This is a genomic window from Bacillus sp. SM2101 (assembly GCF_018588585.1).
Lineage (GTDB): Bacteria > Bacillota > Bacilli > Bacillales > SM2101 > Nanhaiella > Nanhaiella sioensis.
On record NZ_JAEUFG010000007.1, the window covers coordinates 97,613 to 110,102 of the forward strand.

A 12,490-nucleotide genomic window follows, 5' to 3' on the forward strand; every position below is an offset into this window, starting at 1 on the left:
TTACTCGGGTTTATCGGTCAATTCGCATTGTTTATCAGTCGTGATTATTATCGGAGTGTGAAATCACCAGATGAAATATCAACAATTAATTCATGATCCCCAGATCCAATCGTGCCGATTATCCGGCCATCAGATTTCTCGTCATAGTTCACACCATCTAGTTCAACGACTCCATCACCTGAACTACTTCTAAAATTAATGTATAGAGATGACGGGGGTTTTATAAATTCGATATCTACATCACCACTCGCAGCATCTGCGGTAATGTTTCCAAAAGATTCCTCATTAAATATGGAAATATCCCCAGAAGCATTATTTGCTTTTACATCACCTATTACATTTGTTAAAATCATATCACCAGATGATGCCTTAAATGATGAATGAACAGCTTGCTGATCATCTACTGTAATATCTCCTGATGCAGTTGTTACAAAAATCCGATCAGCCTCTATGCCTTTCGTTTCAATATCACCAGATGCTGCTGATATATTAAATTCAGTAGCTTTTATTTGTTCAGCTTCAATATCACCTGACGCTGTGTGTAATGTTACTGATTCATATAACTTTGTAGGCAAAAACACTGATACAGTTGTATCTACTATAGATATTCCAATATGAAAATAAGTATCTGGTTTTTTAAACTGTACCTTCAACAAATCACCTGTTTCTTCTACTTCTAATTGATATTTTTCTTTCAGCTTTTCACTTACTTTACCATTTACCTCAATAGTAAAGCGGTCATCGTCAGAAGGTAACACTTCTATATCAGTTGACGCAAAGTCTATGTCAATTTTTTTTATCTCTTCATTCTGAACTACTTTTTTATCATGTAAAGTTACCGTATTAATTGATAAGCCTCCTGTTGCATTAATTGAAACGACGGATCCAACAACTCCTATAAGAAAAACGACTAGCAACCCAAGTAACAGTTTTTTCATACTGTCTGTCCTCCTTTAATAATATGAATGTTAAATTTAATGTAACGGAGAATAATATTATATAAATACTTTCCGAGCTTTATCATACCTATCCCCATTAATAAACCTAAGCTACATAATGTGATTGCTACAAAAAAGTTAACAGCTAAACTCCCTGCTGGGCCATTAATTAGTAGCGACAGTATAAGTACTACTGGCGAAAGTGTAAACGCAATAGCAACTCCACATAACGCAATATATACACCTATTAAACCTAATACAGGACCCAATACAAATACAATATTAATAAAACTAAGGCTCGTTGTAGCAAAAATTGCGTTCATCATATTTGAAACTGACTTGTCTTTTTCAGCTAACTCAACACGGTAGACTGTCAAAAGATCACGCGCAATCTGTTCTGGGTCACCCAGTTCACTTATCAATTCCTCTTCACTCTTTCCATTATCTAGCCCTACTTCAAAATGCTCTATATAGTCATATAACATTTCTTTTCGTTCATGCTCAGGAACACGCTTTAACAATTGCTCGAGCTTAGTTAAAAATTCTTGTTTACTCATGATTTAATCCCTCCTCTATAAATAAATTGACAGCCTTAGAAAATTGCTGCCATTCATCAACTAGAATGGTCATATAGTCGCTTCCTTTAGTTGTTAATGAATAATACTTTCTCGGTGGTCCTTCCGTCGATTCAGCTAAATAAGTTGATACATATTCGTCCTTCGTTAGCCTTCTAAGTAAAGGGTATAAAGTTCCTTCTGCCATTTGAATTTTATTCGATATATTTTGAGCTAGTTCATACCCATATTGATCTTTTTTTGATATTAAAAGTAAGACGCATAATTCTAAGACACCTTTTTTAAATTGTACATTCACTATATGCACCTCCTATTTTTCTTTCCTTTAAGTTTTTTCTAGTTACTACCTATAAAACTAATATTTACCACAACTTAATGATAATATACAGTATTGAATAATGCAAGGTACTAAACAAAGTTTTACCGCCCATATTTCATATATACAAACTGTGCATAGAAAATATGCAATAAAACAACATAGAATCTTTATCAATTTATTTCTACCTTCATAATGATCATTAATCCTATTTAAATTTTGTTGCTATTGAAATCCTATTTTAAATGTGCATTAAATTTCCACCAGACTCGAAATATACGTGAATATCCTAAGTACGAAAAATAACGAACAGTATAATTTAAAATAAGGAAAAAAATAAGAAGACGGTAAGTATTACAACACTATACTGTCTTCCACATTTAGTACTTATTACATTTGGTCACTTATGAATCTTGATTCTTTAGATAAGCTATTAATTCTACATCTACAATAGTCTACATTTAACGAGCGAAATTTCAATAACGAGTTCATTTATTTCTTGTCTTAAGAAACATGGACATAACAGTTAATAACACAGCTACAGACAGTAATATATCCGTCATAATTTGAAATAAGGTACTGCTTTCCATACCCAAACGAATGATTATGTAAAGAATTACGAAGATAAAAAAGATAAATATCCCAAATCCTCTTAGTATTTTCATGTTGTGTTAAGGTGTAAAATGAACCACCTTCAACCCTCCTGTAAGATTAATGTTATAGACTTATTAACCATTATAGTTCATATAGCTTGTGTTTTTTTAAGTCCCCATATAAATATGCTATAAATTCATTATTTTTACTCCCGAACTTTTGTTAATACCATTATGCTTAGGTTTTCAAAAAGTTTGAAATGACTTTTCCGTTAATTTATTCTTTAATAGGTCTTTCGTTGATTCTCCGCTTAACTATTAGCAACACAGTAAACGAAAAGAGGATGATATAATGAAAAAACTATTCTCTAAGATAAAAAACTTACATTTAGTTAGAGTAAAGTGTTGAGCTCTTCTCTATTTTACACTATAATTAAGAACAAATATTCTTAAGGAGTGATTATTTTGGCACAATCTAAAGCAAAAAAGATTCGGCTGAAAGCAATAAGAGAAGGAAAAAGGAACCCCGAAGAAAACAGGAGCCCCTTTGTTTTTGCTGATATGAGAACACGGAAAACGAAAACGAAAAAAGACTTAGTTTATAAGCACAAGCATAAGCATAAGAACCAATCTCCAGATAAAAATAGAGATGGTTCTTTTTATTTGCTTGTTTCAAATGAATAAATTAAAACATACAAGTTATACATGCTATTTATATATATGTCTCTTCTAAGTGTTAATTTCGCAATAACAGCTAAACACGAAAGAGCTAACATACTTGAACATCTTTTCTTCTTAAAAACTTACAAATTGCAAGTAAAAAAAAGCAATAAAGTATACGAAAAGAGTTTTTATAGAAAGATAAAATTTAAGAACATGAACAACAAAGTTAAAAAAGCTGTTATTTTATTCTTTGTTGTTGAATAGCTTCCTTGCCATTTTTCAACACTGCCTGAAGTAGTGAAAGCCAAACAGGATGATTATGTTTTATCTTTTTCCCTTGCCCTAATCTCTTCATTTGTTGTGAATACCATATTATTTCAAATGGCACCTTATTATCAATGCCTTTCACCCCGATTTTCTTTTGAGGTAAGACGACTTCTTGAAGACTTTTGTTTGCAATTAAACGTGGAAAGTCTGGATAAACTGCTAGTGGACGAGCAATTCCTATAAAATCTGTCGCATTAGATTGAATTGCATTTTCCATTCCTATCGTTGACCGGAATCCTCCTGTAACACATAATGGCATATGTACTGTTTTTCTAAGATTTTCAGCAAAATCAAGAAAATACGCCTCTCTAACCTTTGTACTCTCCTTCACATTTCTTCCTGTCATTTGAGGATTTTCATATGAACCTCCTGAAATTTCTAACAAGTCTACTCCTTCTATTTCTAACTGTTTAGCGACATACATCGCTTCTTCCTCAGTAAAACCTGCTTTCATAAAGTCAGCAGAATTCATCTTCACACTTATCGGAAACGATCCAGTTTGATTTCTTATTTCTCTATATATTTCTATTAAAAATTTCATTCTACCATCTATATCTCCTCCCCATTCATCATTACGTTGGTTATGTCTTGGAGATAGAAATTGACTAATAAGGTATCCGTGTGCTCCGTGAATTTGCACACCAGTAAACCCTGCTTTTTTTGCTAGCTTAGCACTGTTACCAAACCTACGAATTAAATCATTAATCTCCGAGCTTGTAATTTCCCTAGGGTGAGGAAAAAACCTACTTAAACTTTCATGCAACGGAATCGCTGATGGAGCAACTGTTTCTTTTACGACACCTTTTGGAGCTTGCTTGCCTGGATGATTCAATTGCATCCATAAGTGTGTATCATTTATTGTTCCTTTTTCTGCCCATTTTTCTAAAAAAGGTAAGATACTTTCATCTTCAACAACGACATTTCTCGTTTCACCTAATGCTTTTCTATCCACCATGACATTACCAGTCACAACTATTCCCGTGCCACCTCGCGCCCACGTTTCATATAAATGATAAATTGCTTCAGTAGGTTGATGATGCTTATTTGCGAGAGCCTCACTCATAGCACCTTTGAAAAATCGGTTTTTTATTTTAATTCCATTGTTTAATGTAAATTCTTTGAAAAGAACTGAATCCACAAATTTCACTCCTTTGGTTTCAATATGTTATGTAAATAATATAAGATGACCTATAAACCGTTATAATCAGGTGGATAATGTTTTCCACCTGATGATTTTTATTGTATAAACGGTGTCGCTGAGAATAATCCTTTGTATCTAATCGCTCTTGATTTATGAAAATAAACTAGCTCAGCATATCTATAGTAAGAACTAGAATTACTTGCAAAAGCCATCATCTGACGAGTGTAGTGCTCTGCTAGTGCAGCATGTTGCATAAATAGTTGCTGATAATTAGCGATATTCTGAGCTTGAGTAGTGCCCATTTGCTGATACTGCATATATCGTGCAAACCTCCTTTTTCTTACATGCTAATATATTATGTAAAGGAAGTTTGTCACGTCCAAATAAAAGTTAACCATACATTATCACAAGCTAAACGACAGGAAGTTTACGAAGTAACAAGTTTTTTACTGCTCTGTATCTAATCGTAATATAGATGTAACAAAAAGTGCAATCAAAAAAGTTGTCAATAGGTCTATCAATGTAATATTTCTCTATGATGTATATATATGGTATCGTAAAATATGTACATAAAGCTTTATTCCTGTGGGTCAGCCTTGTTCTCTCAATGTTATATATGTTTTTTTAAAAATTCTGTCTTTATAACTGGGTATTTTAACCAGAAATATGACAAAAAACAGCTGTTATAGTGGAGTTGTAAGCAAAACACCAAGGAGGAATGACATTATGAAAAAATCATTCTTATTATCAACTGCAGCGGCTGTAACATTATTAATCTCTTCACCTGGTATGAGTTCTGCAGCTAGTAACCCAAATACTAATACTTCTAATTTTAAAATAGATTGTCCAACTCCACAAGAAATCCAATTTAATGAAGGTCAATTGACTCCAAACTTGCAAAAAGTAATGACACAAATGACAGAGGGCAATGTAAATATACAAGATATGCTCAATCAAATTGCTGAGAAATATAATATTGATTTAACTGAAGTAAAAAAACTTTTAAATAATGGAAATGTAACTGTTCCAGAACAAGAAATATCTAAACCAAAACCAGTTGAGCAAAATACTTCTAAACCTGCTCCACAAACTGAAGTTAAAGAGCCAGCTACTGAACAGTCAAGCGCTTTAAGCAAGTTTGAACAAGAAGTCGTAGATTTAACGAATGCTGAGCGTGCAAAAAATGGATTATCGGCGTTAAAAATTGATGAGGAATTAAGTAAAGTAGCACGTACTAAATCTGCCGATATGCAGTCAAACAAATATTTTGATCACAATAGTCCAACTTATGGTTCGCCGTTTGATATGATGAAAAAGTTCGGTATCACATATAAATCGGCTGGAGAAAATATTGCTTACGGTCAACAAACACCTCAAGAAGTTGTGAATGCTTGGATGAATAGTGAAGGTCATCGCAAAAACATTTTAAATTCTAGCTTCACTCATATTGGTGTTGGTTATGTTGAACAAGGTAACTATTGGACTCAAATGTTTATTGGTAAATAATAATAAAACTATTAATCTCAAAGTTAGCTATTCTTAGAAATATAGAATAGCTAACTTTTTTTCGTATTAATCTTTTTAATTCTACATTTAAAAATGGTCTCTACATAATTATTTTCGAATCCATTTTTCATTTTGTCAGTTCAATACCTTTGTTCCAATGATTAGGTTTGCATACATCATTTTATAGAAGAAAAGATGCTACGAATACTAGTTTTTTCCTGATTTAATATCTTCTCACTAGAATATCGAACAATGTGAAAATAGCCCCTTTTTAACTTCATTCAACTTGTTATAAATTTAGCTATTCTTCGATATTTTTCTGCAATGATATACCAATGTCTCTCTTACCTTTATTCATGTCAGTATTTTTTAATTCTTATTGTAAGGCTCTTTTCGTAAACTTTGTTGCTATTGTTAACAATTTAGTCCAAAAAAGTGGTTTTATATTGTTAGGCATCGTTGTTCAGAAGAAAAGATGCTACGAACTTTAGTTGTGTAAAGTTTATTTCTTAATACGAAAAACAACAATCAATGCGAAAGCAGCCTCTTAATATGAACGTTAAAATATGTCTGAAGATTCTAACCTATAACTTAGCTCAAATCATGCAAAAAATATAATTTCAAAGATGGATGATCACAGTAATTCAACACTACAAATTATTATAGCAATTTTAACTATATATTCTTTACAAGTATTTTAATACTTAGTTACTAAATGTAATTTGCTTGAAATATAATTTGCAATTTAAAAAGTTGTCAATATATATATCAATGTAATATTTTTCTGTCTTAACTAATTTTGGTACAATTACCATTATGAATTATAAACTATATATTCCCTGTTTACCTTGATCTATCAGTATGTCTCACCTTTTCATCCTGCCTTTTGGCTAAGTGCTTAAATAACTAAGGTGATTTATTCCAGTATTATTACAAAAAACGGCTGTTATAGTGGATATGTAAGATAAACAACGAGGAGGAATAACAATATGAAAAAAACTTTCTTATTATCAACTGCAGCGGCTGTAACATTATTAATCTCTTCACCTGGTATGAGTTCTGCAGCTAGTAATCCAAATACTAATACTTCTAATTTTAAAATAGATTGTCCAACTCCACAAGAAATCCAATTTAATGAAGGTCAATTGACTCCAAACTTACAAAAAGTAATTACTCAAATGACAGCGGGCAATGTAAATGTACAAGAAATGCTTAACCAAATTGCTGAGAAATATAATATTGATTTAACTGAAGCAACAGAACTTTTAAATAACGGTAACGTAGCTGTGCCTGAACAAGAAGTAGCTAAACCAAAACCAGTTGAGCAAAATACTTCTAAACCTGCTCCACAAACTGAAGTTAAAGAGCCGACTACTGAACAGTCAAGCGCTTTAAGCAAGTTTGAACAAGAAGTCGTAGATTTAACGAATGCTGAGCGTGCAAAAAATGGGCTATCAGCGTTAAAAATTGATGAGGAATTAAGTAAAGTAGCACGTACTAAATCTGCTGATATGCAGTCAAACAAATATTTTGACCACAATAGTCCAACTTATGGTTCACCGTTTGATATGATGAAAAAGTTCGGTATCACATATAAATCGGCTGGAGAAAATATTGCTTACGGCCAAAAAACACCTCAAGAAGTTGTAAATGCTTGGATGAATAGTGAAGGCCATCGCAAAAACATTTTAAATTCAAGCTTCACTCATATTGGTGTTGGTTATGTTGAACAAGGTAACTATTGGACTCAAATGTTTATTGGTAAATAATAAAACTATTAATCTCAAAGTTAGCTATTCTTAGAAATATAGAATAGCTAACTTTTTTTCGTATTAATTTTCTAATTCTACATTATAAAATGGTACATACATAAATTTTATATATCTTAAGCTTCTGTTTGGTACCTTTGTTCCAAATATTAAGTCTGTAGGGATTCATGATCAGCATGTTTTAATTCTCATTGATTGGCTCTTTTCGTAAACTATGTTGTTATTGTTACCAATTTAATACCATCAAAGCAGTTTTAAATTGTTTGTCATCGTTGTTAAGAAGTAATGTTGCCTCGAACTTTAGTTGTGTACGGTTTGTTTCTTAATATGCAAAACAACAATCAATGTGAAAACTGGCTATTAAAAGTACCTAAAAATTTACCTGAAGACTTTTTAAAGTCAAATTGCATTTGTATCAAATTTTATTTAATAACAGTCTTGGCATTTTGAAACAGGTATTTTCAAACATGGCTATAACTAAATATTTTCTCCGAAAAAATAAATTATTTTTTCAATTTTTCCTATATGATAATTACACGTATTTTAACATCATGTTACTTAATGTAATATGTTTGAAATAAAATCTGCAATCTAAAAAGTTGTCAATACTTATATCAATGTAATATTTATCTTTAATGTTTATATATGGTATTCCAATATATACACGTATACCTTTATATTTATAGCTCAGCCTTGACTTCTCAATGTTTTATTAGTTTTTTAACTATTCTTTCTTTTACATTGGGTATTTCAACCAGAAATATGACAAAAAACAGCTGTTATAGTGGATATGTAAGATAAACAACGAGGAGGAATAACAATATGAAAAAAACATTCTTATTATCAACTGCAGCGGCTGTAACGTTATTAATCTCTTCACCTGGAATGAGTTCTGCAGCTAGTAATCCTAATACTAATACTTCTAATTTTAAAATAGATTGTCCAACTCCACAAGAAATCACATTGAATGAAGGTCAATTCTCTCCAAACTTGCAAAAAGTAATGACGCAAATGACAGAGGGCAATGTAAATATACAAGATATGCTTAACCAAATTGCTGAGAAATATAATATTGATTTAACTGAAGCAAAAAAACTTTTAAATAACGGCAACGTAGCTGTGCCTGAACAAGAAGTAGCTAAACCAAAACCAGTTGAGCAAAATACTTCTAAACCAGCTCCACAAACTGAAGTTAAAGAGCCGACTACTGAACAGTCAAGCGCTTTAAGCAAGTTTGAACAAGAAGTCGTAGATTTAACGAATGCTGAGCGTGCAAAAAATGGATTATCCGCGTTAAAAATTGATGAGGAATTAAGTAAAGTAGCACGTACTAAATCTGCTGATATGCAGTCTAACAAATATTTTGACCACAATAGTCCAACTTATGGTTCGCCTTTTGATATGATGAAAAAGTTCGGTATCACATATAAATCAGCTGGAGAAAATATTGCTTACGGTCAAAAAACACCTCAAGAAGTTGTAAATGCTTGGATGAATAGTGAAGGTCATCGTAAAAACATTTTAAACTCTAGCTTCACTCATATTGGTGTTGGTTATGTTGAACAGGGTAACTATTGGACTCAAATGTTTATTGGTAAATAATGAAACAACTAAGCTAACAAACTATTAAAAAATGAGCTATTCTATGACAAAATAGAGTAGCTCATTTTTTATTTTATTGGAGTAGTTTCTACATTGACTGTAGTTACTTGAGTTAGAAAGCCACCATTTCTGTTAAAAAAACGAGTTTGTATAAATATTTCAACGTAGGAGCTTTATTGTTTATTAAAGAAAAACGAATTGACGAGTGCTGCATACTCTCTAATATGCGAGTAGACTGTCTCATACAATGGGGTTTTAGCAGAAACTCCGTATGCATCATAGTCTAGACGGTTTGCTAGCATTTTAGCACGAAGCAAATGAAAGTCACTAGTTACTATAGCTACGCGATTATTATTATTAAAGTCAGTTATTAATCCTTTAGAGTAAAGTAAGTTTTCAAATGTACTCGTTGCGACTGTTTCGGGAATAATCAATGATTCTTTAACACCTAAGGATATTAGATATTCTTCCATAGCTTCACCTTCAGATTTTACTTCACCGATACCAGTTCCTCCAGTAGTAATTACCTGTATGTCGGGATGCTCTTTCATAAAATCGAAAGCCATATTTAATCTATTTTGTAAAGTTGCAGATGGTTTACCATCTTTTAAACCCGAACCAAGAACTATAATAAAATCAATATCAGCAGGAATTGAATCATTTTGTGCTTTATACATAAGAATTTCGAACGATAGGCTCATTAATACAAACAGCCCTAAAAATAAATAAAGTAAAAAGCTAAGCTTTTTTCTTTTTGAGATATAAAGCAACACTTGTTTATAATAAAATGTGCTCAATAATAAAATTAATGCAAAAATCGATAAAAAAATCGTTACAATATCAATATGACCTTTGATATAAATCATTGACAAGGCATAAAGAAAACAAGCTATAGATATAATTCTTAATAGAATTTTCATAAAACCCCCTATATTTTCATAAATGTCATAAACAATACTGAATAAATAAAAGAACATTCCTACTATTCAAATCTTTAGCTCGACATTGATTCAGCGATTTGTATGTCAACAAATACGACTCTGCTTTATTAAAGGCTGTTTTAACATTGATTGTTGTTTTTCGTACAAAGAACTAAATACGTATAAACCAAGCATTCGTGGCATCTTTTCTCATATAAAATGTAGTCAATTGCAAAAAATCATTAATTACTGTACTAAATAAGTCTCAATATCACAGATGTTGACGAATAGAGCCTCTCGTAAACTTTTGTGCTATTGTTCTTAATTTGGAAGATGAAGACATGAATTTACACAACAGTCATCGTTTAGCTAAAAAGTTGCACGATATCTAGTTGAATTCGTGTTGATTTTTATCGTAAAAAAACTATCCATACAAGAATAGCCACTGTACACCCAAAATACGTCAGTTTCAATGTTCAGCAGCTATCATTTCAGTCTACTTAATAATAATATAGTATAAATCTCAATTATAATCCACATTATTCCATATTGACTCTCACACAAATTTAAATGAATTACAAAACAAAAAGCAATTGCCTTTTACATGAAGGAATTGCTTTTTAGCACATTATATTGTTAAATTGCACTTATCGTTTATCTTACCTTAAGACGCTTTCTTAAGTCTCTTTTTCACATTGATTGTTGCTTTCCGTTGTAAAAAGTATAAGTCTCGTATATGCTGTTTCTGCTATTTTAAATATTATTCCCCCTCCCCTTTACACTTAACATATTGTCTGTTTTTAATAACAAAGCAACAAAGTTACGAAAAGAACTTATTGTAAACGTGTTTACTACTCGTTGCTGCGATGATAATGATAGTGAATACTACTGTTAATTTTTTCATCATTCAACTCTCCTTAATTGATAGTTTAGTGATCCTATTTTCTATTTGAATTGTGTAAAGTACAAAGTTAGCAAACAACTGTAAAAAAATATTTGTGATAAATTATACTACCATTTCATGTTCGTATATCGTCACGATTATTCCATCTATATTATTGCCTGAAAGCTCATAACGTTTGTTTTGTGGTAACTTTACCGAGCTCATTTGTGTCATATGGTAATAATAAACAGTATAACTAAGTCCGTTCACACTGACAGAAACAACCTTCTCTTCTTTTAAATAATCTAAATATTCTTCTAAAACAAGATTATTTTCATACATAATGGCGCTGTGCGGTAAACCAACATACCGAATATGCCACGGTTCGTATTGTATACCTGTAATTTCGGTCTTATCCTTTGGATAGCGTAAAATAAAACCAAACCGCCAAGCATTTTTTTCAATCCATTTTCCTTCAGCTGCATGAATCATTTTCGTTTTAGTTGAACCTACATCAAGTGATAAGCCGGCATTATGTTCACTATAGCCTGGGGGCATTGCAATCGTTGGTCCCATTTCTTTATAAAGTCTATTTTGCTCATCAAACCCTCTAAAACCACTATTAATTGTGAAATTCCGAACACCATCTCTTTTAGCGAAATATACCATTTGCGAAAACCTTTGTGCTACATCTCTAGATAATTCAATTTTAGTATTACGTAATCTATATCCCTGCTTTAATTCTTTATACTTGGATAATTTTACAATATCTGATCTTACACTTTCTTCACGAACAGGGTATTGAGACTTGATTAGGACTAAATCTCCCTGATAAATGAGTGATTTATTTAAAGGTTGTTCTACTACATTTTTATGTGTATTGATATCGTCTACTTTGACGACTTTATTATTATTTTCATTTATTGGTTGATTTCTTTGATTATCTTCAATAATTGGGTCAACGAATACATTTACAGCTGCTACACTTAGACATATTATTAAAACTAAAAAATATCCCCACTCAAGCAACTTCTGTTTCCTCCTTTGTGATAAGTATTTGTTAGTATTGTTCAATGGGTCAATCATTCAGCAAATGTAATTTTTAAGTTACTACTAATATACTGGATATTTATTAACTATAAGCTCATATAACTATGAAGAACTTCTTAAGATTCTTTTAATATAGTTAGCCAAAACTATTATATGCCATAGAAAAGAGGTGTCTTAAAGTCTGCATTTATACTTTTTAGACACCTC

General features: G+C 31.5%; 11 protein-coding genes. 4 read left to right on the forward strand and 7 right to left on the reverse strand.

Features of this window, described 5'->3' with window-relative positions:
• Window positions 1–47: 47 nt before the first annotated feature.
• The 3 genes from JM172_RS08620 to JM172_RS08630 are packed head-to-tail and all read right to left on the reverse strand — an operon-like array spanning window position 48 to window position 1,811.
• Complete coding sequence (locus JM172_RS08620; RefSeq protein ID WP_214481782.1) at window positions 48–938, reverse strand: DUF4097 family beta strand repeat-containing protein; 891 nt, start codon at window positions 936–938, stop codon at window positions 48–50.
• Complete coding sequence (locus JM172_RS08625) at window positions 935–1,495, reverse strand: HAAS signaling domain-containing protein (protein ID WP_214481783.1); 561 nt, start codon at window positions 1,493–1,495, stop codon at window positions 935–937. Before JM172_RS08625 ends, JM172_RS08620 begins: the two co-directional genes overlap by 4 nt.
• On the reverse strand, window positions 1,488–1,811 hold the full coding sequence (locus JM172_RS08630; protein ID WP_214481784.1) for a PadR family transcriptional regulator: 324 nt from the start codon (window positions 1,809–1,811) through the stop codon (window positions 1,488–1,490). Before JM172_RS08630 ends, JM172_RS08625 begins: the two co-directional genes overlap by 8 nt.
• A 1,076-nt stretch (window positions 1,812–2,887) precedes the next feature.
• Here JM172_RS08630 and JM172_RS08635 point away from each other — a divergent pair.
• Window positions 2,888–3,106, forward strand: coding sequence for a hypothetical protein (locus JM172_RS08635; RefSeq protein ID WP_214481785.1), 219 nt, complete (start codon window positions 2,888–2,890; stop codon window positions 3,104–3,106).
• Between the two features lie 217 nt (window positions 3,107–3,323).
• Here the strand turns inward: JM172_RS08635 and JM172_RS08640 are convergent, their stop codons facing one another.
• On the reverse strand, window positions 3,324–4,550 hold the full coding sequence (locus JM172_RS08640; RefSeq protein WP_214481786.1) for an NADH:flavin oxidoreductase/NADH oxidase family protein: 1,227 nt from the start codon (window positions 4,548–4,550) through the stop codon (window positions 3,324–3,326).
• A 98-nt stretch (window positions 4,551–4,648) separates the two neighbouring features.
• Window positions 4,649–4,870, reverse strand: coding sequence for a hypothetical protein (locus tag JM172_RS08645; protein ID WP_214481787.1), 222 nt, complete (start codon window positions 4,868–4,870; stop codon window positions 4,649–4,651).
• A 409-nt stretch (window positions 4,871–5,279) separates the two neighbouring features.
• Here JM172_RS08645 and JM172_RS08650 point away from each other — a divergent pair, with 409 nt between their 5' ends.
• From JM172_RS08650 to JM172_RS08660, 3 genes are all read left to right on the forward strand, one after another.
• The gene (locus JM172_RS08650; protein WP_214481788.1) at window positions 5,280–6,059 is read left to right on the forward strand and encodes a CAP domain-containing protein; all 780 of its coding nucleotides are present in this window, start codon (window positions 5,280–5,282) and stop codon (window positions 6,057–6,059) included.
• Between the two features lie 989 nt (window positions 6,060–7,048).
• Window positions 7,049–7,828, forward strand: coding sequence for a CAP domain-containing protein (locus tag JM172_RS08655; protein WP_214481789.1), 780 nt, complete (start codon window positions 7,049–7,051; stop codon window positions 7,826–7,828).
• An 822-nt stretch (window positions 7,829–8,650) separates the two neighbouring features.
• The gene (locus JM172_RS08660; protein WP_214481790.1) at window positions 8,651–9,430 is read left to right on the forward strand and encodes a CAP domain-containing protein; all 780 of its coding nucleotides are present in this window, start codon (window positions 8,651–8,653) and stop codon (window positions 9,428–9,430) included.
• A gap of 173 nt (window positions 9,431–9,603) precedes the next feature.
• On the opposite strand, the gene JM172_RS08665 is transcribed toward JM172_RS08660, so the two are convergent.
• Together JM172_RS08665 and JM172_RS08670 are read right to left on the reverse strand one after the other, a co-directional pair.
• Window positions 9,604–10,350 (reverse strand): YdcF family protein, encoded by a 747-nt coding sequence (locus tag JM172_RS08665; RefSeq protein WP_214481791.1) that lies wholly within the window; start codon window positions 10,348–10,350, stop codon window positions 9,604–9,606.
• Between the two features lie 1,006 nt (window positions 10,351–11,356).
• Window positions 11,357–12,262: a M15 family metallopeptidase gene (locus JM172_RS08670; RefSeq protein ID WP_250886581.1), complete on the reverse strand. Its 906-nt coding sequence runs from the start codon at window positions 12,260–12,262 to the stop codon at window positions 11,357–11,359.
• Window positions 12,263–12,490: the final 228 nt, after the last annotated feature.

Coding starts and splice junctions, on each gene's coding strand:
- JM172_RS08655 (WP_214481789.1), top strand. CDS start 7,049: ATGAAAAAAACTTTCTTATTATCAACTGCAGCGGCTGTAACATTATTA.
- JM172_RS08620 (WP_214481782.1), bottom strand. CDS start 938: ATGAAAAAACTGTTACTTGGGTTGCTAGTCGTTTTTCTTATAGGAGTT.
- JM172_RS08650 (WP_214481788.1), top strand. CDS start 5,280: ATGAAAAAATCATTCTTATTATCAACTGCAGCGGCTGTAACATTATTA.
- JM172_RS08645 (WP_214481787.1), bottom strand. CDS start 4,870: ATGCAGTATCAGCAAATGGGCACTACTCAAGCTCAGAATATCGCTAAT.
- JM172_RS08625 (WP_214481783.1), bottom strand. CDS start 1,495: ATGAGTAAACAAGAATTTTTAACTAAGCTCGAGCAATTGTTAAAGCGT.
- JM172_RS08665 (WP_214481791.1), bottom strand. CDS start 10,350: ATGAAAATTCTATTAAGAATTATATCTATAGCTTGTTTTCTTTATGCC.
- JM172_RS08660 (WP_214481790.1), top strand. CDS start 8,651: ATGAAAAAAACATTCTTATTATCAACTGCAGCGGCTGTAACGTTATTA.